At 71.5% G+C, this 21,335-nt stretch carries 25 protein-coding genes and 1 tRNA gene; 20 read left to right on the plus strand and 6 right to left on the minus strand.

From position 1 onward, the window contains the following. Positions 1-280: 280 nt before the first annotated feature. The 6 genes from ACWC09_RS49435 to ACWC09_RS49460 all read left to right on the plus strand — a co-directional run bounded on the left by ACWC09_RS49435 (position 281) and on the right by ACWC09_RS49460 (position 5,298). Entirely contained in the window at positions 281-2,530 is a 2,250-nt protein-coding gene (locus tag ACWC09_RS49435) for an ATP-binding protein (RefSeq protein ID WP_450858501.1), read from the plus strand. 80 nt (positions 2,531-2,610) lie between these two features. Further along, complete coding sequence (locus ACWC09_RS49440) at positions 2,611-3,045, plus strand: roadblock/LC7 domain-containing protein (protein WP_450858503.1); 435 nt, start codon at positions 2,611-2,613, stop codon at positions 3,043-3,045. Between the two features lie 2 nt (positions 3,046-3,047). Then, positions 3,048-3,419 (plus strand): DUF742 domain-containing protein, encoded by a 372-nt coding sequence (locus ACWC09_RS49445; RefSeq protein WP_450858505.1) that lies wholly within the window; start codon positions 3,048-3,050, stop codon positions 3,417-3,419. Beyond that, positions 3,397-3,996, plus strand: coding sequence for a GTP-binding protein (locus ACWC09_RS49450; protein ID WP_450858506.1), 600 nt, complete (start codon positions 3,397-3,399; stop codon positions 3,994-3,996). Before ACWC09_RS49445 ends, ACWC09_RS49450 begins: the two co-directional genes overlap by 23 nt. A gap of 61 nt (positions 3,997-4,057) precedes the next feature. Further along, on the plus strand, positions 4,058-4,642 hold the full coding sequence (locus ACWC09_RS49455) for a GAF domain-containing protein (protein ID WP_450858508.1): 585 nt from the start codon (positions 4,058-4,060) through the stop codon (positions 4,640-4,642). 56 nt (positions 4,643-4,698) lie between these two features. After that, the gene (locus ACWC09_RS49460; RefSeq protein WP_450858510.1) at positions 4,699-5,298 is read left to right on the plus strand and encodes a TetR/AcrR family transcriptional regulator; all 600 of its coding nucleotides are present in this window, start codon (positions 4,699-4,701) and stop codon (positions 5,296-5,298) included. A gap of 43 nt (positions 5,299-5,341) precedes the next feature. Here the strand turns inward: ACWC09_RS49460 and ACWC09_RS49465 are convergent, their stop codons facing one another. Then, positions 5,342-5,743, minus strand: coding sequence for a MerR family transcriptional regulator (locus tag ACWC09_RS49465; protein ID WP_450858542.1), 402 nt, complete (start codon positions 5,741-5,743; stop codon positions 5,342-5,344). 121 nt (positions 5,744-5,864) lie between these two features. Here ACWC09_RS49465 and ACWC09_RS49470 point away from each other — a divergent pair, with 121 nt between their 5' ends. Then, positions 5,865-6,578, plus strand: a complete 714-nt coding sequence (locus ACWC09_RS49470; RefSeq protein ID WP_450858512.1) for an SDR family oxidoreductase — start codon at positions 5,865-5,867, stop codon at positions 6,576-6,578. A gap of 80 nt (positions 6,579-6,658) precedes the next feature. Here the strand turns inward: ACWC09_RS49470 and ACWC09_RS49475 are convergent, their stop codons facing one another. From ACWC09_RS49475 to ACWC09_RS49485, 3 genes are read right to left on the minus strand one after another with little or no spacing between them, the layout of a single operon-like run. Continuing rightward, on the minus strand, positions 6,659-7,264 hold the full coding sequence (locus ACWC09_RS49475) for a GOLPH3/VPS74 family protein (protein WP_450858514.1): 606 nt from the start codon (positions 7,262-7,264) through the stop codon (positions 6,659-6,661). A gap of 13 nt (positions 7,265-7,277) precedes the next feature. Next, complete coding sequence (locus tag ACWC09_RS49480; protein ID WP_450858515.1) at positions 7,278-8,516, minus strand: YbfB/YjiJ family MFS transporter; 1,239 nt, start codon at positions 8,514-8,516, stop codon at positions 7,278-7,280. After that, a complete protein-coding gene (locus tag ACWC09_RS49485) occupies positions 8,513-8,815 on the minus strand; it encodes a muconolactone Delta-isomerase family protein (RefSeq protein WP_450858517.1) in 303 nt (100 codons plus the stop codon). Before ACWC09_RS49485 ends, ACWC09_RS49480 begins: the two co-directional genes overlap by 4 nt. 111 nt (positions 8,816-8,926) lie before the next feature. Between ACWC09_RS49485 and ACWC09_RS49490 the strand changes: the two genes are divergently transcribed. The 13 genes from ACWC09_RS49490 to ACWC09_RS49550 all read left to right on the plus strand — a co-directional run bounded on the left by ACWC09_RS49490 (position 8,927) and on the right by ACWC09_RS49550 (position 18,868). After that, positions 8,927-9,865 carry a LysR family transcriptional regulator gene (locus ACWC09_RS49490; protein WP_450858518.1) on the plus strand — a complete coding sequence of 313 codons (939 nt, stop codon included), beginning with the start codon at positions 8,927-8,929 and terminating at the stop codon, positions 9,863-9,865. A 129-nt stretch (positions 9,866-9,994) separates the two neighbouring features. Beyond that, on the plus strand, positions 9,995-10,708 hold the full coding sequence (locus tag ACWC09_RS49495) for an SDR family NAD(P)-dependent oxidoreductase (protein WP_450858520.1): 714 nt from the start codon (positions 9,995-9,997) through the stop codon (positions 10,706-10,708). Positions 10,709-10,726: 18 nt separating this feature from the next. Continuing rightward, the gene (locus ACWC09_RS49500; protein WP_450858522.1) at positions 10,727-11,098 is read left to right on the plus strand and encodes a YybH family protein; all 372 of its coding nucleotides are present in this window, start codon (positions 10,727-10,729) and stop codon (positions 11,096-11,098) included. A 172-nt stretch (positions 11,099-11,270) separates the two neighbouring features. Beyond that, positions 11,271-12,299 carry an L-threonine 3-dehydrogenase gene (gene tdh / locus ACWC09_RS49505; protein WP_450858524.1) on the plus strand — a complete coding sequence of 343 codons (1,029 nt, stop codon included), beginning with the start codon at positions 11,271-11,273 and terminating at the stop codon, positions 12,297-12,299. Positions 12,300-12,334: 35 nt separating this feature from the next. Beyond that, positions 12,335-13,537: a glycine C-acetyltransferase gene (locus ACWC09_RS49510; protein WP_450858525.1), complete on the plus strand. Its 1,203-nt coding sequence runs from the start codon at positions 12,335-12,337 to the stop codon at positions 13,535-13,537. A gap of 36 nt (positions 13,538-13,573) precedes the next feature. Then, the gene (locus ACWC09_RS49515) at positions 13,574-14,476 is read left to right on the plus strand and encodes a LysR substrate-binding domain-containing protein (protein WP_450858527.1); all 903 of its coding nucleotides are present in this window, start codon (positions 13,574-13,576) and stop codon (positions 14,474-14,476) included. Between the two features lie 35 nt (positions 14,477-14,511). Then, entirely contained in the window at positions 14,512-15,096 is a 585-nt protein-coding gene (locus tag ACWC09_RS49520) for a helix-turn-helix domain-containing protein (RefSeq protein ID WP_450858528.1), read from the plus strand. Further along, on the plus strand, positions 15,093-15,626 hold the full coding sequence (locus ACWC09_RS49525; protein ID WP_450858530.1) for an N-acetyltransferase family protein: 534 nt from the start codon (positions 15,093-15,095) through the stop codon (positions 15,624-15,626). The genes ACWC09_RS49520 and ACWC09_RS49525 overlap by 4 nt, the downstream gene beginning before the upstream one ends. Before the next feature lie 30 nt (positions 15,627-15,656). Next, the gene (locus ACWC09_RS49530; RefSeq protein ID WP_450858532.1) at positions 15,657-16,016 is read left to right on the plus strand and encodes an MmcQ/YjbR family DNA-binding protein; all 360 of its coding nucleotides are present in this window, start codon (positions 15,657-15,659) and stop codon (positions 16,014-16,016) included. Positions 16,017-16,167: 151 nt separating this feature from the next. Beyond that, a complete protein-coding gene (locus ACWC09_RS49535; RefSeq protein WP_450858534.1) occupies positions 16,168-17,514 on the plus strand; it encodes an MFS transporter in 1,347 nt (448 codons plus the stop codon). A gap of 154 nt (positions 17,515-17,668) precedes the next feature. Then, a tRNA-Pro gene (locus ACWC09_RS49540) sits at positions 17,669-17,742 on the plus strand. A 215-nt stretch (positions 17,743-17,957) separates the two neighbouring features. After that, complete coding sequence (locus ACWC09_RS49545; protein WP_450858536.1) at positions 17,958-18,467, plus strand: hypothetical protein; 510 nt, start codon at positions 17,958-17,960, stop codon at positions 18,465-18,467. Then, positions 18,449-18,868: a hypothetical protein gene (locus ACWC09_RS49550; protein ID WP_450858538.1), complete on the plus strand. Its 420-nt coding sequence runs from the start codon at positions 18,449-18,451 to the stop codon at positions 18,866-18,868. Before ACWC09_RS49545 ends, ACWC09_RS49550 begins: the two co-directional genes overlap by 19 nt. 80 nt (positions 18,869-18,948) lie before the next feature. Here the strand turns inward: ACWC09_RS49550 and ACWC09_RS49555 are convergent, their stop codons facing one another. Together ACWC09_RS49555 and ACWC09_RS49560 are read right to left on the minus strand one after the other, a co-directional pair. Continuing rightward, on the minus strand, positions 18,949-19,707 hold the full coding sequence (locus ACWC09_RS49555) for a hypothetical protein (RefSeq protein WP_450858540.1): 759 nt from the start codon (positions 19,705-19,707) through the stop codon (positions 18,949-18,951). A 306-nt stretch (positions 19,708-20,013) separates the two neighbouring features. Beyond that, positions 20,014-21,168: a DUF475 domain-containing protein gene (locus ACWC09_RS49560; protein WP_450858541.1), complete on the minus strand. Its 1,155-nt coding sequence runs from the start codon at positions 21,166-21,168 to the stop codon at positions 20,014-20,016. Positions 21,169-21,335: the final 167 nt, after the last annotated feature.

Consider the following 21,335-nt stretch of genomic DNA (forward strand, 5'->3'; position numbering starts at 1 on the left):
GGGGTGAGCGGCAACTGCCGCTCACCCCTCGCCGTTTCGTCATGACCGCTTCTGACCAGCTCTGATCGATCTCGCGGTCGGTAGGACCGTACCGCCGTCTCGTTTATCGGTCTGTCGTACGACGCCTCATACCAGAGCGGGATGCTCTGCGGGGGACTTTGTCAACTGCCCACCGCACATGATGCGTTGGCGACTACTGTGAGTGTCCATCGGGCAACGCATGCCCGAACCGCGCAGCACGCGCCCCAGGCACCGACGGACCAGTACGACGAGGATTCCGATGTCTCACCTCCGCGCACCGGCCGCACGCGCAGACCGCCGTGAGGGCGGACGGCACGGACGACCGGTCGCCCGCACCGCTCCCTCGCTGCCCGAGACCCATATACGGCCCCAACTGCTCAGGCTCGCGGTGCTGCCGCCCATCGCCGTCGCCCTGAGCGCCAGCGCGGCCGTGCTGTTCACGGTCCGCTCCACCGGCGCCCGCCCCGGTCTCACGCTCTACGGCGTGCTCGCCGGCGCGGTCTCCGTGGCGCTGGCCGGCATCGTGATCGCGGCCATCGCCGCCGACCGCGCCGCCAGGACCGTGAGCGACCGCATCGGCGCCCTGCGCCGCAGCAGCGCCCGCGGCGAGGCCGACCTGCGTGCCCTGGTGGAGGCGCTGCGCCGCGGTGACGCCCCGCCGAAGCCCAAGCCGCGCAGCGTCCCCGCGGACGACGCCGACGACTTCGAACTGCTCGCCGCCGACCTCACCCGCGCGCACGACGGCGCCGTCACCGCCGTCGTGCAGGCCGCACAGCTCTCCAGCCAGGCCGGCAGCGAGCAGAAGCTCGAGGTCTTCGTGAACCTGGCGCGGCGGCTGCAGTCGCTGGTGCACCGGGAGATCTCCATCCTCGACGAGCTGGAGAACGAGATCGAGGACCCCGACCTGCTCAAGGGCCTCTTCCACGTCGACCACCTCGCCACCCGCATCCGACGGCACGCCGAGAACCTCGCCGTCCTCGGCGGCGCCGTCTCGCGCCGGCAGTGGAGCCATCCGGTCTCCATGACCGAGGTACTGCGCTCCGCCATCGCCGAGGTCGAGCAGTACTCCCGGGTCAAGCTGGTCCCCCCGATCGACGGCACTCTGCGCGGCCACGCCGTCGCCGACGTCATCCACCTGCTGGCCGAACTCGTCGAGAACGCCACGGTGTTCTCCGCCCCGCACACCCAGGTCCTGCTCCGCGCCAACCTCGTCACCTCGGGCCTCGCCGTCGAGGTCGAGGACCGCGGCCTCGGTATGCCCGTCGGCGAGCAGAAGAAGATGAACGCCCTGCTCACCGACCCCGACCAGGTCAACGTCGCCAGCCTGCTCGCGGACGGCCGGATCGGACTGTTCGTGGTCTCGCAGCTGGCCAGGCGGCACGGCATCAACGTCCGGTTGCAGACCAACATCTACGGCGGTGTACAGGCCGTACTCGTCGTGCCGCAGGGGTTGTTGGGATCGACGCCGGGTGTGCCGGGGACGGCGCCGCAGCCACAGGTTGTCGGAGGGGTGGTGGGGGCTGCCGTACCGCCACGGGCCCCGCAGGTGCCGCCCCGGCCCGCGCCCGAGGTCGCCGGGCGTCGCGCCGCGCCACAGCCGCCCGCGCCGCGGCGGGGCGAGCGGTGGGAGGGTCCCCGCTCGCCCCTCCAGAACGGCGGCGTGCCCGCGGGCGGCGCCCCGGCCGACGGTACGGCCAGCGGCAGCGGACCCGTACCGCTGCCCGTGCGCGGCGCCCATGAGGGGCGGGCCAATCCGGCGGAGGCCCTGCCCGGGATCCGGCCCGACGACCGACGGCTCGTCGCGGAGAACGCGAGCACACCGCCCACCCCCCGCACCGGCCCCGTCCGCGGCACCATGGGCAAGCCCCAACTGCCCCGCCGGCGTGCCCAGGAACACATCGCACCCCAGCTGCGCGACGGCCCGGCACCACGCCAGGACGCCGACCACGTCGCCGGCCACGACCCGGGCCTGATGGCCGCCTTCCAGCGCGGCATCGGCCTGGCGGAGGCCCAACAGCACCTGGAGTCGGAGCAGATGGGCTCGGACGACACAGGCCCGGGCCACACAGGCCCGGACCACACGGGCGCGGACCATACGGGTACGGACACGGGTACGGACCATACGGGCTACGCGTACACGGGATCGGACCGCACGGGCGCGGACCCCACGCGGGGGAGCCGCATGTTCTCGGCCCACACGGATCTCGCCCCCACGGACCGCCCCCACATGTCGTCCGCCCCTATGGCACCGACCTCCATGACACCGACCCCCATGGAGCCGACGTCCACCGCCGTGCCGTCCCACCGGGACGCGTCCCCCACGGCCTCCCTGCACAGCATCACGAATCCGCACCCGGACGCTCCGCACACGGACGTCACCGCCATCACCTCGCGGCCCCCCATGGACGTAACCCCCATGGACCCGGCCCACATAGCCGAGGCGCGCCCCGCGTCCGCGCGCGGCATCGACCACCCCACCCGGCACGACGGGAGCGCACCAGCCGGATGAGCACCCCACTCACCACCTCCGCCCGCACCCCCGCCCCCACCGCTCCCGCAGACCTTCGTACCCCAAGGAGTCGATCCACCATGGCGAGCGATGCGCCGACCGGCCATGTATCCGATCTCGACTGGCTGATGAGCGGGCTCGTGCAGCGCGTACCGCACACGACCAGTGCGGTACTCCTCTCCTGCGACGGGCTCGTGAAGTCGGTCCACGGCCTCGACGCGGACAGTGCCGACCACATGGCCGCGCTGGCCTCCGGCCTCTACTCCCTCGGCCGCAGCGCCGGCGTCCGGTTCGGTGACGGCGGGGACGTCCGCCAGGTCGTCGTCGAACTCGACTCGACCCTGCTGTTCGTGACCACCGCGGGCTCCGGCACCTGTCTCGCCGTGCTGGCCGGCCGTGAGGCCGACGCGGCGGTCCTCGGTTACGAGATGGCGATGCTGGTCAAGAGCGTCCGCCCCTATCTGGTGACCGCACCCCGGCAGCAGGCCGTCGAATCCACGGCGATGAGGCCTTGAGCGTGGCGGCGGCCGGCGACGGGCCCTGGCTCGACGACGCGGCCGGTCGGCTGGTGCGCCCGTTCACGGTCAGTAACGGCCGCACCCGGCCGACCATCGCCCTCGACCTCCTGTCGCATGTGATGGCCACCGGCGCCACGCCCCTGGGTTACCTCGGCCCCGAGCACCAGCAGGCGCTCGACCTGTGTCGCGCGCCCGTCTCGATCGCCGAGGTGGCCGCGCATCTCAAGCTGCCGGCGGTGGTCACCAAGGTGCTGCTGTCGGACCTCGTCGACTGCGGGGCGCTCACCACCAAGCCACCCGAGTTCCACCACAACCCGACTGACCGGGCCCTTCTGGAGGCAGTGCTCGATGGACTACGACGACAGCTCTGACCCCTTCCCCACCGCACTGAAGATCCTGGTCGCGGGAGGGTTCGGAGTCGGCAAGACGACCTTCGTGGGCGCGGTCAGCGAGATCGCGCCGCTCAGCACGGAGGAGCTGCTCACCACGGTCAGCGCCGCGACCGACTCTCTCGACGGGATCGAGAACAAGGTCGAGACGACGGTGGCCATGGACTTCGGCCGGATAACCCTCGACCCGGAACATGTGCTGTACCTGTTCGGCACGCCCGGCCAGGAGCGGTTCTGGTTCATGTGGGACGAGCTCTCCGAGGGCGCGCTCGGCGCGGTCATCCTGGCCGACACCCGGCGTCTGGAGGAGTGCTTCGCGGCGGTCGACTTCTTCGAACAGCGGGGCCTCGGCTTCATCGTCGCCATCAACGAGTTCGACGGCTCCTACCGCTACGACCCCGAGGAGGTCCGCGCCGCCATCGACCTCTCCCCGGAGATCCCGGTGGTGCGCTGCGACGCCCGTATCTCCAGCTCCGGAGTCCAGACCCTGCTCACCCTCGTCCGGCACCTCATCGCCCACGCCCCGGCGCACGCGCCGAGCCACCGCGCCCACATGTGATCCCCGAACACCCGCCAGGGAGCCCGTATATGACCTGCGTCCACAGTGACGGAGCCCGCCCATGAGGTACGACCCGTCGCGCCCGGCCGGTCGTCTGCTGCTCACACCGGAGGACAAGGAGGCCCCCGCCCGCGCCCGTCGCCTCGGCGAACTGCGTCTGGGCGAACACCCCGACCCCGACCTGGACGGCTACGCCGACCGTCTCGCCGAGCAGACCCGGGCGCCGTACGCCATGGTCAACTTCATCGACGAGCGGCGGCAGTTCTTCGCGGGTCTGCATCTGCCGGACGTGCTGCCGGCCGCCGTGGTCAAACCCGACGGCACCGCATCGGTGCCGGGCCGTGAGCTCGCCCGGGACCACGGCTTCTGCCCCCATGTGGTGGTCCGGCGCAAGGCCCTGGTGCTGGAGGACGTCCGCGACTATCCGAGGTTCGCGGGCAACGCGGTCGTCGACGAGTTCGGCATCCGGTCCTATCTGGGCGCACCCCTCATCGACAGCACGGGGATGGCGCTCGGCACGGTGTGCGTGGCCGACGTGGAGCCGCGGCCCTGGGGGAAGGCGGGGCTGGAGACCATCAAGGCCTCGGCGGCGGAGCTGGTGGCCCGTCTGGAGCGTCGCGAGGCCGACGGGCTCCCGCTGCTGTGACCACGGGAACGGCCGTTCACCAGCCGACCGGTCTAGTACTTTCGTACACTCGCCGTATGGGACGCACCAGTGACGCCAGGCAGAAGATCCTCGGTGCCGCGCACTCGCTGATCGAGGGGCGCGGCTACTCGGCGCTGGGCGTGGCCGAGATCTGCAAGGCGGCCGGGGTGCCGAAGGGCAGCTTCTACTACTTCTTCGAGTCCAAGGAGGCCCTCGCGCTCGCCGTCGTCGACGAGCACTGGACGGCCCAACGGCGCGACTGGACACGGGCGTTGGGCGGTGACGCGGAGCCCCTGCGGCGGCTGCGGCGGCTGTTCGAGGAGACGGAGGCCGGGCAGCGCGCCGTCCAGCAGGGCTGCGGCACCGTGTCGGGTTGTCTGTTCGGGAACCTCACCCTGGAGCTGAGCAACCAGACCGAGCCCGTCCGCGAGCGGCTGCAGGAGATCTTCGACGCACAGGTCGACATGGTCGAGGGAGTCGTCGCCGAGGCCCGGGAGCGCGGCGACGTCACCGTGACCGACAACCGGGAGGCGGCGCGGGCGGTGGTGGCCCAACTGGAGGGCCAGGTGATGTTCGCCAAGCTCTACAACAGCACCGAGCGGCTGAGCCCGCTGTGGAACAACTGCCTGGCCCTGCTGGGCGCCACCGGCTCCTAGTGGCTCGTCTCGCATCACGCTAGGCGCGGGGGATTCATCGGTCTCAGTCGGAGGCGGCGTCCGCGGGGAGCGCCTCGTCGAGCGAGGCCGGGCACGAGTGCGTGCCCGGGTGCGTGGCGAGATGGATCAGCACGTCGAGTCGGCGGCCCGCTTCCTGCAACTCGGCGACCTTGTCTCTGATGCGGACGCGCTCGTCGAGCACGCGCTCCAGCAACTCGGGGCCGACGTGGCGGGCGTCGATGGCGGGCAGCAGGGTCGCGATCAGACGGCTGCCCAGTCCGGCCGTGTAGAGCTGCTGGATGAGCCCCACGCGGTCCACGGCCGACTCCGGGTAGACGCGCTGACCGCCGGCCGTGCGCTCGGGGCACAGAAGGCCCTGCTCCTCGTAGTAGCGCAGGGCGCGTGTGCTGACTCCGGCCCTTTGGGCCAGTCCGCCGATACGCATCTCGCCCCTGCTGCTCGTGTTGTCGCCTGTCACGACTTGCCCTTCACGCCGACGTCAGGTTTTAGCGTAAGCGGCGCAGGGCGGACGCGAGTCTCCCACCGCCCACCGAAAGGGAATGAACATGGACATTGCCGGTTCCACCGCGCTCGTGACAGGAGCCAATCGCGGGATCGGTCGGCGCTTCGTCGATCAGCTGCTGGCCCGGGGAGCCAGGAAGGTCTATGCCACCGCTCGACGCCCGGAGCTGATCGACACGTCCGACGCGCGGGTCACGCCGCTGTACCTGGACCTGCTGGACGAGAAGTCGATCCTGAGCGCCGCCGAAGCGGCACAGGACGTCACACTGCTGATCAACAACGCCGGCATCGCGACCGGGGCCAACCTCGTGACCGACGACCTGGACACGATCCGGCAGGACCTGGAGACCCACCTCTTCGGCACACTCAGGGTGATCCGTGCCTTCGCGCCGGCCCTGGCCGCAGGCGGCGGAGGAGCGGTGGTGAACATCCTCTCCGTGCTGTCGTGGGTGGCCACCGAGGGGACGGGGTCCTACGCCGTGGCCAAGGCCGCGGAGTGGAACATGACCAACGGCGTGCGCCTCGAGCTCTCCGGTCAGCGGACCCTGGTCCAGGGCGTGCACCTGGGCGCCGCGGACACCGACATGATGGCGGGACGCGACGCACCCATGATCGACCCGACCGACGTCGCACGAGCCAGCCTCGACGGCGTGCAGGCCGGGGCCATCGAGGTGTTGGTCGACGACCCCAGTCGCTTCGTCAAGGCCGCGCTCTCGGGCGACCCTGCCGAGCTCTACGGCCCCCCGCCCGGGAACTGAGCGTTCCCTGCTCGCCGGAGGAAGCCTGTCGCCCGCCGTACGGCACGTCGATCACCTGGCCGACGCTGCGGGGCAAGCCACTAGTAGCCCCGCCAGACGTTGTCGAACGCGGCGTCCTCGATCGCCTTCCGCTGCCGTACGCCCTCCAGCTCCATCACCGCGTCCCCGACGGCGGCCAGCACGGCCGTGGCCGCGTCACCCGCCAACTCCTCGGTGTCCTCGGCCGGTTCGTCGCCGATCCCGGCGGCCGCGGCCAGGGCGGTGAGGACGGGCTCGCCTGCCGCCCAGCGGTCCGTGGCGGCGCTCCGGGCAGCCGAGTCGACGAGTACCGTCCGGCCGGTCGGCAGGGGAATCCGGCGCCCCTTCGACCGGGTCGTCAGCCCGATCCGCTCCAGGTCGTCGACGTAGGCCGAGGACAGCCCGCGGCCCCGACGCCACAGCCACTCCTCGACCGACTCGTACGGCTCCTGCCGTACGAGCGCCGCGGCTGCCTGGTCCAACAGTCGGTCGCCCGTGGGGGACTGGGCACTGGGCCGGATGCGGTCGTCGTCCAGGACCAGGGCCTTGGCCTCGATGAGGTCGAATACCTCGGCTCCTGCGAGTGCGAGCGACAGGTCGCCCTGCTCCACCGGCTTGTCGGCCGCCACATCGAGGGCGACGATCGCGAGGTCCCGTGCGGTGGTCATGTGCGGCTCCACGTCAGTCGGACGAGTGGTGCGGGGTGAGAACGCCCGCCTCGTTCGATTCTCGCTGCCTTCCGGGCGTCGTGTGTCGTACTACGACCATGTGGTGCGGGAAACCGATCCGCAGCACGGCGGCGGCCGCGGCCGCGGCGAGCACCACGAGGGCGGCCAGGAAGAGGGCCCGGTGATAGCCGTGGTGGAGGAGCGGGGTCACGACCAGCGGGCCGAGGATCTGGCCGACGGAGTATCCGGTGGTCAGCAGGGCGACCGAGCGGGGAAAGCCCAGATGGGCCCCGGTGGCCAGGGCGAGCGTGCTGACGCCCAGGAACGTACCGCCGAACAGCACCGCCGAGACGAGTGTGGCAGCCGTTCCGCCGATCAGGGCGGGCGTCGCGATGCCGGCCGCCTGGACCACCAGCGCGGCGAGCAGCAGAGCGGGGCGGGACCAGCGGCGTGACAGCCGCGCCCACAGCGCCGGGGACGGCACCGCGGCCAGCCCCACCAGCACCCAGGCGCCGTTGCCGACCCAGCCGGGGGAGCCCTGGCCGATCGCCGCGACCAGGAAGGTGCCGGCGACGATGTAGCCGATGCCCTCCAGGGTGTAGCTGACGAACAGTGCACCGAACCAGCGGCGCGTACGGGGCGCCGTACCCCCCGATTTCTCGTCGCTCGGCGACGGGGCCGACTCCGGTCGCAGGTTCCAGGAGCCGGCGGTGAGCAGCGCGGTGAGCGCGGCCGAGGCCCACCAGGCGGCCCGCCAGTCCGCGACGGACCGCAGGACCAGGAGGAGCAGGCCGGACAGTGCGATGCCGGCGCCCACGCCGCCGATGGCCCAGCCGGGCAGATGCGACGGGTGTCCCCGCAGATGGTGCAGGACGGAGCTGGCCGCGACGACGAAGACCAGGGCGCTCGCCGCCCCGGCCACCAGCCGCAGCGCGCCCCACACCGCGGCGCTGTGGGTGAGCGGCATCGCCGCGAGCGTCCCGGTCAGCACGAGCAGGGAACCGCGCAGCACGGCACGGGAGCGGACGAGTGCGGGGGCGAGGATGCCCGCGAGCGCTCCGCCGAGATAGCCGACGTAGTTGACGGTCGCCAGGTTGGCGCCCGAGCCGGTGGAGAGGCCGGCCTGAGCGTGCATCAGGGGGAGGATCGGGGTGTAGACGAAGCGGCCGACGCCCATGCCGGCGGCGAGCGCCGCGGCGGCCTGGGCGACATGGAGCCAGGCGGACGGGGTCCGGGCGGAAGGGGTGCTCATCGCGTGCCGTCGACCCGCCCCGGGTCATTGGGGTGGGACTCCAGCGGGGTGACGTTCAGCGTCATCCAGGGGCGCAGCGGCAGCGTGCCGAGGACCTTCTCGTGCAGCTCCTCCTCGTCGTTGGCACGCCACACGCCGATGCTGCGCACCTCGCCCACCGGGCGCCACAGTCGGGCCAGATGGCCCGTCGCGGCCAGTTCCTTCGCGCGGACGGCCTCGGCGGCCCGCCGCCGGTCGACCTCCTCCTGGCTGGTGCCCTCGGGGACGGTGGTGGTGATCTCGACCAGGAACTCATCCATGACGCGCTCCGTTCTCGTCTGCCGGCGAGCCCATCGTGCGTCCGCGACCTGCACGGATGCCACGACCGGCTTCCTCGCTGCTGAGAGGCGCGGCCTTCCAGCGCGCGTACCATGGCGCGCGTGGAACTGCGCCAGCTGCGGTACTTCGTCGCGGTCGCCGAGGAGCTCAACTTCGGCCGGGCCGCCGAGCGGCTGCTCATCGCGGGTCCCTCGCTCTCCCAGCAGATCAAGGCACTCGAACGCGACCTGGGAGTACGGCTCTTCGACCGCGACCGCCGCTCGGTCTCCCTCACTCCGGCCGGCGCCGCCCTGCTCCCGCACACCCGCGCCCTGCTGGACCGCGCCGACGACCTCAAGCGCCGGGCCGGCCGCCTGTCGGGCTCCGAGTCGGTGCGCCTCGGATACGTCAACTGGCTGCCGCCGGACCTGAGTTCGCGTACGGCGACGGTGGCCCGGGTACATGTCGACGCCTGGGTCGCCCCCTCCCACACCCAGGCCGCCCGGGTCGCCGACGGCAGCCTGGATCTCGCCGTGTGCTGGGTGCGCACCGAGGACCTCGAACGGCTCGGGCTGCGGGCCCGGCTGATCGGCGCCGACCGGCTCTACGCCGTTGCGCGAGGCGGCGACAGCGCTGACGTACCGGACGTGGCGGCGCGGGACACCGACGTCCTCGTCGACGACGACGTCACCGCCTGGGCTGCCTGGAACGTGTACGCCGAGGAGGTCGCGGAGTCCACCGGGGCCCGCGTCGCGCGCATCTCCGACGGCGGCATCACCGGCGCCGCCTTCTTCGACCATGTCCGCCGCAGCCGCCGCCCCGTCCTCAACTCGCCCAAGGGGCAGACCACTCCGATCCCACCCGACCTGGTCCGCCGTGAGATCGTCGCCCCGCGGATCTACTGGACCTGGTCCCTCGTCCGGCGCGAGAGCGAGGACCGCGCCGGCGTCCTCGCCGTCGTCGACGCCCTGTGCGACGGTGTCGGCGACCTCGGACTCCACGCCGCGGACGCCTGGCTGCCGGCCGGCGACCCGCACGCCCTGCCGCGCTGATCCGCGCTGCGAGCCTGAGCCTTCCACACGGGAGGAAGCCGGTCCTTCCGATGCCCGGTGGGCCGACCTACCTTCCAGATAGTCGACCGGTCGGCTAGCAGCCGGTCATCCACTTCGGAGAAGGTCACCATGAGCACGCAGAACCAGAAGGTCGCGATCGTCACCGGCGCCTCCCAGGGCATCGGCGCCGCCCTCGTCGAGGGTTACCGCAAGCTCGGCCACGCCGTCGTCGCCACCTCGCGCACCATCGCCCCCGTGGACGACGCGGACGTCCTGACCGTGCAGGGCGACATCGCCGACCCGGCCACCGCCGAGCACGTCGTCACGGCCGCCGTCGAGCGGTTCGGCCGCATCGACACCGTCGTCAACAACGCGGGCGTCTTCGTCGCCAAGCCCTTCACGGACTACACGACGGAGGACTACGCGGCCGTGACCGGCATCAACCTCACCGGCGTCTTCCATCTGACCCAGCAGGCGATCCCGCACCTGCTCGCCCAGGGCGGCGGCCACATCGTCAACATCACCACCAGCCTGGTCGACAACGCGGACGTGAACGTCCCCTCCGTCCTGGCCTCGTTGACCAAGGGCGGTCTGCAGTCGGCGACGAAGTCGCTCGCCATCGAGTACGCCACCCGTGGCATCCGCGTCAACGCGGTGTCGCCCGGCACCATCAAGACCCCCATGCACCCGGAGGAGACCCACGAGTTCCTCGCCGCGCTGCACCCGGTCGGCCGGATGGGCGAGGTGAGCGACATCGTCGACGCCGTGCTCTTCTTGGAGACGGCGCCGTTCGTCACCGGCGAGATCCTGCACGTTGACGGCGGCATGAGCGCCGGCCACTGACGAGTCCGAGGAGCAGCGATGACCCACACGACTGACAACGAGACGATTCTCCGCGGCGTCCTCGACCAGTGGAAGGCCGCGGTCGACAAGCATCAACCCGAGCTTGTCGCCTCCCGCTTCACCGAGGACGCGATCTTCCAGGGGCTGCACCCCTACAGCGTCGGACGGCAGGGTGTCGCCGAGTACTACGACTCCCAGCCCCTCGGGATGACGGCCGCGTACCGCGTCCTCGAGACGCGTCGGCCCGCCGACGGCCTTGTCCTCGGGTACCTGGATGTCGAGTTCTCCTTCACGGACCGGCCCGCCCTGGACGTCAAGCTCTCGGTCCTGGTGACCCGAGTGGAGGACGAGTGGTACATCAGCCACTACCAGGTCTCCCGCCTCCCCTAGGTCCGTCCTCCCGAGCGGCAGCGTGAAGCGGAGCTGCGGCGCGGGTTAAGAAATCCTCGATGGACCCGGGGCGGTGCCGTACGGCAGATTGCTGCACGCACCCACCCCCCTCCCCGGCCGCGGGCCTGCTCGGCATGCCCGCGGCCGGGACCTCACCCACAGGAGCCGTAGCGTGAAGGCGCTGGTCAAGGAGAAGGCGGAGCCCGGGCTGTGGCTCGCGGACGTCCCGGAGCCCGCCGTCGGACCCGGCGACGTACTGATCAAGGTGCAGCGCACCGGTATCTGCGGCACCGACCTGCACATCCGGTCCTGGGACGGCTGGGCTCGGCAGGCGATCCGCACCCCGCTGGTCGTCGGGCACGAGTTCGTCGGTGAGGTCGTGGAGACCGGGCGGGACGTCACCGACATCGCCGTCGGCGACCGGGTGAGCGGCGAGGGCCACCTCGTCTGCGGCAAGTGCCGCAACTGCCTTGCCGGGCGCCGCCACTTGTGCCGCGCCACGGTCGGGCTGGGCGTCGGACGGGACGGGGCGTTCGCGGAGTACGTCGCCCTGCCCGCCGCCAATGTGTGGGTGCACCGCGTCCCGGTGGACCTCGATGTCGCCGCGATCTTCGACCCGTTCGGCAACGCCGTGCACACCGCGCTGTCCTTCCCGCTGGTCGGCGAGGACGTCCTGATCACGGGCGCCGGTCCGATCGGCTTGATGGCGGCGGCAGTTGCCCGCCACGCCGGTGCCCGGAACGTCGTCGTCACCGATGTCAGCGAGGAACGGCTGGAGCTGGCCCGCAAGATCGGCGTGAGTCTCGCGCTGAATGTGTCGGAGGCTCAGATCGCCGATGGTCAGCGGGAGTTGGGGCTGCGCGAGGGCTTCGACATCGGTCTGGAGATGTCCGGGCGGCCCGAGGCCATGCGGGACATGATCGCCAACATGACGCACGGCGGCCGTATCGCCGTGCTCGGCCTGCCCGCCCAGGAGTTCCCGGTCGACTGGGCCCGGATCGTCACCTCGATGATCACCATCAAGGGTATCTACGGCCGTGAGATGTTCGAGACCTGGTACGCGATGTCGGTGCTGCTGGAGGGCGGCCTCGACCTGTCGCCCGTGATCACCGGCCGCTACGGCCACCGCGACTACGAGGCGGCGTTCGCCGACGCGGCGAGCGGCCGCGGCGGCAAGGTCATCCTCGACTGGACCGCGTAACTCCCTTACGGCGAAGGCATTTTAGGAGCCCTCTCATGTTCGACTCCGTGCGCGACGACCTGCGTGCCACCCTCGACGAGATCCGCGCCGCCGGCCTGCACAAGCCCGAACGCGTCCTCGACACCCCGCAGTCCGCGACCGTGAACGTCTCCTCCGGCGGCCGACCCGGCGAGGTCCTCAACTTCTGCGCCAACAACTACCTCGGCCTCGCCGACCACCCCGAGGTGATCTCCGCCGCGCACGAGGCCCTGGACCGCTGGGGCTACGGCATGGCGTCCGTCCGCTTCATCTGCGGAACGCAGGAGGTGCACAAGGAGTTGGAGGCGCGCCTCGCCGCCTTCCTCGGCCAGGAGGACACGATCCTCTACTCCTCCTGCTTCGACGCCAACGGCGGTGTCTTCGAAACCCTGTTGGGCCCCGAGGACGCGGTGATCTCCGACGCCCTCAACCACGCGTCCATCATCGACGGCATCCGCCTCTCCAAGGCCCACCGCTTCCGCTACGCCAACCGCGACATGGCCGACCTGGAACGGCAGTTGAAGGAGGCCGCGGGTGCCCGACGCAAGCTGATCGTCACCGACGGCGTCTTCTCGATGGACGGATACCTGGCCCCGCTGCGCGAGATCTGCGACCTCGCCGACCGCCACGACGCCATGGTCATGGTCGACGACTCCCACGCCGTCGGCTTCGTCGGCCCCGGCGGCCGCGGCACCCCCGAACTGCACGGCGTCATGGACCGCGTCGACATCATCACGGGCACGCTCGGCAAGGCGCTCGGCGGCGCGTCGGGCGGTTACGTGGCGGCCCGCGCCGAGATCGTGGCCCTGCTGCGCCAGCGCTCACGCCCGTACCTCTTCTCGAACACCCTCGCCCCGGTGATCGCGGCGGCCTCCCTGAAGGTCCTCGACCTGCTGGAGTCGGCGGGGGACCTGCGCGAGCGGCTTGCGTCCAACACCGCCCTGTTCCGCCGCCGTATGACCGCGGAGGGCTTCGAGATCCTCCCCGGCGACCACGCCATCGCCCCCGTGATGATCGGCGACGCGGCGAAGGCGGGCCGGCTCGCGGAGCTGCTGCTGGAGCGGGGCGTGTACGTGATCGGCTTCTCCTACCCGGTGGTGCCGCAGGGGCAGGCACGCATCCGCGTGCAGCTGTCCGCCGGGCACTCCACGGACGACGTGAACCGGGCGGTCGACGCGTTCGTGGCCGCGCGCACGGAGCTGGAGGCCGAGCGGGCCTGAGCGGGCGCGCAGGGGGCATTTGAGACAATCGATCCCATGATCGAAGCGCGGCGGCTCCACATCCTCCGTGCGGTGGCCGACCACCGCACGGTGACGGCGGCTGCCGCCGCGCTGTATCTGACCCCTTCGGCGGTCTCCCAGCAGCTCACCGCGCTGGAGCAGGAGACGGGCCACCGCCTGGTCGAGCGCAGCGCCAAGGGCGTACGGCTGACCCCGGCCGGCGAGATCCTGCTCGGCCACACCAACGCCGTCCTCGCCCAGCTGGAGCGGGCCGAGGCCGAGCTCGCCGCGTACGGCTCGGGCGCCGCCGGCACGGTCACCGTCGCCTCGTTCGCGACCGGCATCGCCCAGGTCGTGGCCCCCGCGGTGGCCCGCCTCGCCGAGTCGGCGCCGGGCATCCGCATCCGCGTCCAGGACGCGGAGGGCGACGCCAGCCTGCCGATGGTCCTGGACCGGCAGGTGGACGTGGCGGTGGCCGTCGAGTACCGCGGGGCCCCGTCGGCCGACGACCCGCGGCTGACCCATGTACCGCTGTACGCGGAGCCGTTCGACGCGGTCGTGCCCGTGCGCCACCGCCTGGCCGAGGCATCCGAGATCCCGCTCGCCGAACTGGCCAAGGACGCGTGGATCGGCCCCTACCCCGGCAACCCCTGCCACGACGTGGTCGTCCTGGCCTGCGAGAGCGCCGGCTTCCAGCCCCGCCTCGAACACTCCTCGGACGACTTCCGGGCCGTGGTCGCCCTCGCCTCGGCCGACGCGGGCGTGGCGCTCGTACCGCGGTCGGCGCTGAGCGGGATGGACCTCACGGGTGTGGTCGTGAGGCCGGTCGACGGCGTCGCCCCGACGCGGCGGGTGTTCGCGGCGGTACGGAGAGGGGCGGAGGGGCATCCGTTGATCCGCCCGGTGCTGGCAGAGCTGCAGGAAATCGCCCGCATGTAACCTGCCTGTTTCATATATGGGCTAACTTCCCGGATATGACACAAGTGGAAGTCGAGGCCCGCCCCGACCCCGTCGACGCCCGGCTCGGCACCCGGCTGGCCGAGCTGCGGGCCGAACGCGGCTGGTCCCTGGGCGAATTGGCGGAGCGCAGCGGGATCAGCAAGTCCACCCTGTCCCGGGCCGAGCGCGCGGAGATCAGCCCCACCGCCTCGCTGCTGAACCGTCTGTGCGGCGTGTACGGACGGACCATGTCCCGCCTGCTCAGCGAGGTCGAGGCGGAGCCGGTGCCGCTGGTGCCGGCCGCCGAACAGCCGGTGTGGGAGGACCGGGCCTCGGGGTTCGTACGACGATCCGTGTCGCCCCCGCACGCCGGGCTGCGTGGCGAGCTCGTCGAGGGACGGCTGGGCGCGGGTGCCGACATCGCCTACGACCGGCCGCCCGTGCCGGGCCTCGAACAGCACATCTGGGTACTGGAGGGGGCGCTTGAGGTGACCGCCCAGGAGACGGAACACCGTCTGGAGACCGGGGACTGTCTGCGACTGCGGGTGTGGGGGCCGACACGGTTCCGGTGCCCGGGACCGGACAGCGCGCGGTACGTGCTGGCGGTGGTGCTGCCGTGATCGTCGCCCGGCTGGACGAGGCCCGACTGCTGGAACGCGCCGAGGAGTTGGCCGAGCTGCTGGCGGACACCGTGGACGGGGGCGCCTCGATCGGCTTCCTCGCTCCCATGGACCGCGATGCGGCCGTGGCGTGGTGGAAGGAGCGTGCGGACGAGGTCGCCGCGGGACGGCTCGCGGTGTGGGCGGCCCACGACGGGCGGCGGACGGTCGGCACCGTCAGCCTGGCCTTCCCCGCGAAGCCCAACAGCCGCCATCGCGCCGAACTGGTCAAGCTGATGGTGCACCGGGACGCGCGCGGACAGGGCCTGGGACGCGGGCTGCTCACGACGGCGGAGGAGTCCGCTGCCGCTCTGGGGATCACGCTGCTCCATCTCGACACCGAGACCGACAGCCCCGCCGAGGGCCTCTACCGCTCGGCCGGCTGGACCCGGGCCGGTGTGATCCCCGACTACGCGGCGGACCCGGCGGGGGTGCTGCGGCCGACGACCCTCTACTACAAGCATCTGAGCGCAGGCGCTCCCACCAGGTGATTGTCAGTGGGGACGGCTACGGTGCCTGTCATGCCGGATGCCGAAGACGTACGCCGTATCGCCCTTGCCCTGCCGGACACCACGGAGAAGATCGCCTGGAGCATGCCCACGTTCCGGGTCGCGGGGAAGATGTTCGCGACGCTGCCCGAGGACGAGACCTCCATCGCCGTGCGCTGCCCCAAGGAGGAGCGGGACGAGCTGGTGCTGGCCGAGCCGGAGAAGTTCTGGATCGCCGGCCACGAGGCACAGTTCGCCTGGGTGCGGGCGCGGCTCACGGCGATCGAGGACGAGGGCGAGCTGCGCTCCATCCTCGCCGACTCCTGGCGCCAGGCGGCCCCGCCCCGACTCCTCGAGGCCTACCCGGAGTTGGGGCTTCCGCCCGTGGACTGACATCCCCTCGGGGCATTGTCAGCGCCGGGTGGCATGATCCGGAGACGAGAGTGGGAGCCGGGGCGGAGGGGGCTTCGGCTCCCACCGGAACGTGAGTGGTCGGAGCCGGGCATGGGGCTCGCGGGTCCTGGGGCGGGAGGGGAGACAGGCGGTGACCGGGGTCGCGGCACAGCTGTCGCGGAAAGGGCGTGAGATCGGGGCGCGGCCCGTGTGGTCGCGGGATTTCGCGCTGTTCTTCGTCGCGCGGGCCGCCGCCGGGCTCGGCGACACCATGCTGCCCGTCGCCCTCGCCGCGGGCCTGCTCCAGCACGGGTACGGGGCGGGCGCGGTCGGCCTGGCGATGGCCTCGACGGCCGCCGCCTTCGCCGGTCTCGTCGTCTTCGGCGGAGTCGTCGCGGACCGCTTCAGCACGCGGAAGCTGATGATCGGCGCCGACCTGGTGCGCCTCGGCACCCAGTCCCTCGCCGCGGCCCTGTTCTTCTCCGGCCACGTCGTGCTCTGGGAGGTCTGCGCCATCGGCCTCGTCAACGGCGTGGCGGGCGCCGTGTTCCAGCCGGGCGTCGCCAGCACCGTGCCCCGCCTGGCCACCGACATCCAGGGTGCGAACGGCGCCGTGCGCATCGCCGAGTCCGCCGCCCAGCTCGCCGGCCCCGCCTTCGCGGGTCTCCTGGTCGGCCTCACCTCACCGGGTGGTGTCTTCGCGGCGCACGCCGCCACCTACGCGGTGAGCGCCCTGTGCCTCCTGCTGCTGCGCCTGCCCCCGCCCGCACCGGGCAGCGGACCGAGCAGACACGCGGGCAGCGCCTTCCGGGCCGATCTGGTCGAAGGATGGCGGGAGTTCAGGGCGCGCCCATGGATGTGGGGCGTGATCCTCATCTGGTGCGTGTACATGATCGCTGTCTCGGGGCCGACCACCCCGCTGGTGGCGACGGAGGTGGTCCAGCAGCACGGCCCACGCGTCTACGGCCTGATCAACTCCGCCTTCGGCACCGGGACCGTCGTCGGCGGCCTGGTCGCCCTGCGCCTGAGACCCCGCCGCATGCTGCGCGCCGGCGCGATCCCCCTGTTCGCCTTCGCGGCCTTCCCGGCGACCGTCGGGGCGGGCCTCGGCGTGCCGGTCATGGCGGCCGGTGCCGTGCTCGCCGGGGCGGGCCTGTCCTTCTGGGGCGTGATGTGGGCGACCAGCGTCCAGACCCAGGTCCCGCCCGACGTCCTCAACCGCATCCACGCGTACGAGGTGGCCGGCTCCGTCGGCATGATGCCCGTCGGCCAGGCCCTGGCCGGCCCCGCCGCCACGGTCCTCGGCGCCGACCGGGTCCTCCTCGTCGCCGGAGCGATGAGCTTCGCGATACCCATCGCCCTGCTCTCGGTACCGGCGATCCGTGGGCTGGTACGCGCCGACGCCGTGACGGTGGCGGCGGGCGCGGGGCCGCGAGCGGGAGCGAGCGCGGAGGCGGAGAAGGTCCAGCGGCGCCGCGAGTGCTCCGAGGGCGGCTGAGCAGGGGCGCAGCGGCCTGCCGGCCAGGAGCGCCCGACCCGGCTCGACGGGCACGACACCATCACGGCCCGAAAAGCCGTGCGCGACCACAGAGCCGAGTGCGGTATGGTTTCCGTGCACGTTCTGCCGGGGGAAACCCCAGGTCAGACGGCACCGGGACGTGGCGCAGCTTGGTAGCGCACTTGACTGGGGGTCAAGGGGTCGCAGGTTCAAATCCTGTCGTCCCGACGGTGCGGAGGGTCTTCGCAGGCGGAAGCCTGTGGGGGCCCTTTTGCGTTCCCGGAGCGTGATCTGGGCGTGGGGTCGGCGACCAACAGCACCGCCATCCAGTTCGGCGCCGCCCTCGGCGTCGCGGTCATCGGCGGTCTGCTTACCGGCCGCTACCGCAGCGAGCTCGGACAGAGCGGACTCGAACCAGGCGGGAAGGCCGCATCAACGTCCCCGTGGGGCTGGTTGCGCTCTTCGGAGTGCCTGCCCTGCTGGGCAACTCCCGTTCGCTCGTGGCGCCTTCGGGTGCCCACGGCTCGCTCGACCCGGCGGGCGCGCTCACTCTCACCGCCGCGCCCGGACTGCTCATCTACGGACTGGTGCAGGCCCGCGACGACGGATTCGACGCGCCGGGGGCCTGGCTGCCGCTGATCGGCGCCATGCTCTCGGCGGGCGCCTTCGTCAGGGTCGAACGGCGGGTGCGCGAACCGCTCGTACGGCTCACGCTGTTCGCGCGCCGCTCGCTCGTGGGCGGCAGTGTGGTGATGCTGGCCGCGTCGGGCCTGCTCATCGCGAGCTTCTTCCTCAGCTCCTTCTACGTCCAGCACGTTCTGGGCTTCAGCGCGTGGAAGACCGGGCTGGTCTTCCTGCCGGTGGCCGTGGCCATCACGCTGGGGCGCACGGCGCCTCGCATCTCGTCGCGCGGCTGGGCCGGCGGCCCGTCGGCATGGTTGCCTTCGCGCTGACCGCTGTCGGCGCGGCTCTGCTGACCCGCTGGGAGGCGGACAGCGGCGTCTGGACGGACCTCGTGCCCGGGTTCGCGCTGTTGTCGCTCGCTCCCGGCACCGCGTTCGTCTGTGCCACCACAGCAGCGATGAACGGCATGCCGTACCAGGAGGTGGGCCTCGCCTCCGGCCTGGTGAGTACGTCGCACGAGCTTGGCGCGGCGCTCGGCGTCGCCGTCATCTCGACCATTGCCGGTGCGAGCCTGGAGGCCGGTGGCGGGGGTGCGGCAGCTGGGACCGGCGGCTTCGACAACGCCTTCACCGCCTGCGCGGTCATTGCGGCCATGGTCGCCGCCCTCGGCGCGCTGTTGTTGCCGGCGGGGCGCCCGGACCCGTCACAAGGGCCGGTCATGGCCCACTGAGAAGGGGTGCCGGGCGTCCCGAGGCGAGTCGGCGGAGGCGGCCGGAACGTTTCGGCCGCCTCCGCCCCGAGGCGTAAGTGTCAGCTCGCCCAGATCACGAAGGTGACCACCGACTTGCCGCCGCCGAAGTCGCGGACATAGGTGTCGCCGTGTGCGGAGTGCGCCACGCGCTTACCCCAGCTGGCCTTGTCGTTGCCGACCTGCGGGACGGCCGTTGTCTGGGCGAGAGTGCTGGTCGAGTCGAAGTGGGCGTAGATGGTGGCCAGTTCGTCGTAGTCGTGGGTGTTGGGGTGGAGGTTGCTGGGCGGCCCGTCGGGGGAGTTGGTGTAGTCCATGCAGGTGCCCAGGTTGCCGTTGGTCTGGTTCGTGTCCTGGTGGTCCAGGCCGAAGGTGTGGCCGACCTCCTGGCACGTCACCATGGTTCTCCATGACGGGGTGTTGTACGTCGACGTGTCGAAGTACGTGTCGTTGAGCTTGACCGTTCCCGAGCTGATGTGGGTGCTGCCGTTCAGCGATATCGAGGCGAGGCCCAGCCAGCCGTTGTTGCCGTAGGTTCTGTTGCACACCTCGACCCGGCCGGTGGTGGCCCGGCAGCTGCTGTTGGACTGGCCGCTCACGATGGTGGTGTCGAGGACCGAGGACGAGGACCAGTCGGACGAGGCCGTGCTCAGGTAGCTCTTCCAGGTGGAGCTGAGGTTGTCGCCGAGCTGAAGGGTGAAGGGGTTCGAGGTGCGCGCCCAGTGGTAGCCGCCCCATGAGTGGTTCGCCTGCGCGGTGGTGGCGAACGTCAGGGTGGCGAGAGCCGCGGCGGTTGCCGTGGCGAGCAGCTTCTTGCGCACGAGGGGTCTCCTCAGTGGTCGGGGGATGAAAGCCACACGCGACCCTGAAGGCACCCCTGTTGTCGCCGGCGCAGCCAAGATCGCGTCCTGCCTTGCGTGGGTGACTGACCGGTCGACGGGACGGCATGCGACGTGGGCATGCCTGTGGGGTCCAGTCGATTAGGGGTAATCAACCGCTAAGTAGATTAGAAGAGTCACCGTGATTTTGTCATGTGCACGGTTTGTTAAATCTGTGAGCGGTGTGACTCAGGTCCGTAGTGGGCCGGAGTTCCCTCCCACGGAGAGTCGTTCGGCTCCGAGCCGACGTCAGGCTGCGTCTCCACTACGCGTCGGTGCCGTGTGGCCCGGGTTCCGCCCCGGTACGGACGGGGCGGCGGGACCTGGAGACGCACTCGCCGGGATGTCGACGGCCTGCCGGGCGCGACGGTTGCGGGCGAGGGAGGACAGGAAGGCGGCGAGGATGAAGGCCACGCCGACGGCGCTGGTGACGGCCTGGGGGACGTCGTAGCGGATGGAGACGATGAGGATGAGACCGAGGGCGCCGATGGCGTAGTGGGCGCCGTGCTCGAGGTAGACGTAGTTGTCCAGGGTGCCCTTGCGTACCAGGTGCACGGTCAGGGAGCGGATGTACATGGCGCCGATGCCCAGGCCGAGGGCGATCTGGAAGATGTTCTGGCTGATGGCGAACGCGCCGACGACGCCGTCGAAGGAGAACGAGGCGTCGAGGACCTCCAGGTACAGGAAGAGGAAGAACGCCGCCCTGCCGCGGGCCTGTGCGCGTTGTGCCGGTCCGGTCGGCTGAGGTCGGTCGGTGGTCTCCGGCCCGTCGCCTGCGCTCTCGAAGAGCTGGGAGAGGCCGTCGACGGCCAGGTAGGTGGTCAGTCCGAGGACTCCGGCGATCAGCACCGTGCTCTGACGGGAGCCGGCCAGGAGCTGGGCGGCGGTGGCGAGGGCGGCGAGGGCGGCCAGGACGGAGAGGCGGTCCAGCCGGGCGGCGCGGGCGAGGGGGCCCTCGACGGCCCGTAGCCAGCGGACTTCGCGTTCCTCGTCGAGGAAGAAGTCGAGGGCGATCATCAGCAGGAAGATCCCGCCGAACGCGGCGATCGCCGGGTGGGCATGCTCCAGGTGTGCGGCGTACGCGGCGGGGCGGTTGATGGCCATGTCCAGGACGGAGGCCGGACTGCCGCCCGTCGTGGCGGAGACGACCAGGAGGGGAAAGAGCAGCCGCATGCCGAAGACGGCGATCAGGATGCCGACGGTGAGGAACATCTTCTGCCAGAAGGCGTTCATACGCCGCAGCACGGTGGCGTTGACCACGGCGTTGTCGAACGACAGAGACACCTCCAGCACGGCGAGGACGCCCACTGCGGCAAAACCCGCCGGGCCCCAGGCCAGCAGGGCGCCCGCGAGGGCGACCGCGGTGACTGCGAAGGACCAGCCGAACGTGCGCAGGGTGTTCATCGGGACATCTCCCTTGCGTGACGGTGGGACAGTGCACGGAGCCGATGCGCGATCGAGCGGCGGTCAGGTTGGTGCTGGTGCTGGTGCTGGTGCTGGTGCTGGTGCTGGCGCGGTGAGGGAGGCTGCCTGTCGTCACTGCCACCGTCGCCTGGTCAGACGCTGTCGGC

Source organism: Streptomyces sp. NPDC001617, assembly GCF_053596855.1.

Coding starts and splice junctions, on each gene's coding strand:
- ACWC09_RS49485 (WP_450858517.1), bottom strand. CDS start 8,815: ATGGATGAGTTCCTGGTCGAGATCACCACCACCGTCCCCGAGGGCACC.
- ACWC09_RS49520 (WP_450858528.1), top strand. CDS start 14,512: ATGACACAAGTGGAAGTCGAGGCCCGCCCCGACCCCGTCGACGCCCGG.
- ACWC09_RS49530 (WP_450858532.1), top strand. CDS start 15,657: ATGCCGGATGCCGAAGACGTACGCCGTATCGCCCTTGCCCTGCCGGAC.
- ACWC09_RS49470 (WP_450858512.1), top strand. CDS start 5,865: ATGGACATTGCCGGTTCCACCGCGCTCGTGACAGGAGCCAATCGCGGG.
- ACWC09_RS49550 (WP_450858538.1), top strand. CDS start 18,449: ATGGTTGCCTTCGCGCTGACCGCTGTCGGCGCGGCTCTGCTGACCCGC.
- ACWC09_RS49455 (WP_450858508.1), top strand. CDS start 4,058: ATGAGGTACGACCCGTCGCGCCCGGCCGGTCGTCTGCTGCTCACACCG.
- ACWC09_RS49440 (WP_450858503.1), top strand. CDS start 2,611: ATGGCGAGCGATGCGCCGACCGGCCATGTATCCGATCTCGACTGGCTG.
- ACWC09_RS49490 (WP_450858518.1), top strand. CDS start 8,927: ATGGCGCGCGTGGAACTGCGCCAGCTGCGGTACTTCGTCGCGGTCGCC.
- ACWC09_RS49480 (WP_450858515.1), bottom strand. CDS start 8,516: ATGAGCACCCCTTCCGCCCGGACCCCGTCCGCCTGGCTCCATGTCGCC.
- ACWC09_RS49500 (WP_450858522.1), top strand. CDS start 10,727: ATGACCCACACGACTGACAACGAGACGATTCTCCGCGGCGTCCTCGAC.
- ACWC09_RS49465 (WP_450858542.1), bottom strand. CDS start 5,743: ATGCGTATCGGCGGACTGGCCCAAAGGGCCGGAGTCAGCACACGCGCC.
- ACWC09_RS49475 (WP_450858514.1), bottom strand. CDS start 7,264: ATGACCACCGCACGGGACCTCGCGATCGTCGCCCTCGATGTGGCGGCC.
- ACWC09_RS49495 (WP_450858520.1), top strand. CDS start 9,995: ATGAGCACGCAGAACCAGAAGGTCGCGATCGTCACCGGCGCCTCCCAG.
- ACWC09_RS49510 (WP_450858525.1), top strand. CDS start 12,335: ATGTTCGACTCCGTGCGCGACGACCTGCGTGCCACCCTCGACGAGATC.
- ACWC09_RS49460 (WP_450858510.1), top strand. CDS start 4,699: ATGGGACGCACCAGTGACGCCAGGCAGAAGATCCTCGGTGCCGCGCAC.
- ACWC09_RS49450 (WP_450858506.1), top strand. CDS start 3,397: ATGGACTACGACGACAGCTCTGACCCCTTCCCCACCGCACTGAAGATC.
- ACWC09_RS49515 (WP_450858527.1), top strand. CDS start 13,574: ATGATCGAAGCGCGGCGGCTCCACATCCTCCGTGCGGTGGCCGACCAC.
- ACWC09_RS49435 (WP_450858501.1), top strand. CDS start 281: ATGTCTCACCTCCGCGCACCGGCCGCACGCGCAGACCGCCGTGAGGGC.
- ACWC09_RS49560 (WP_450858541.1), bottom strand. CDS start 21,168: ATGAACACCCTGCGCACGTTCGGCTGGTCCTTCGCAGTCACCGCGGTC.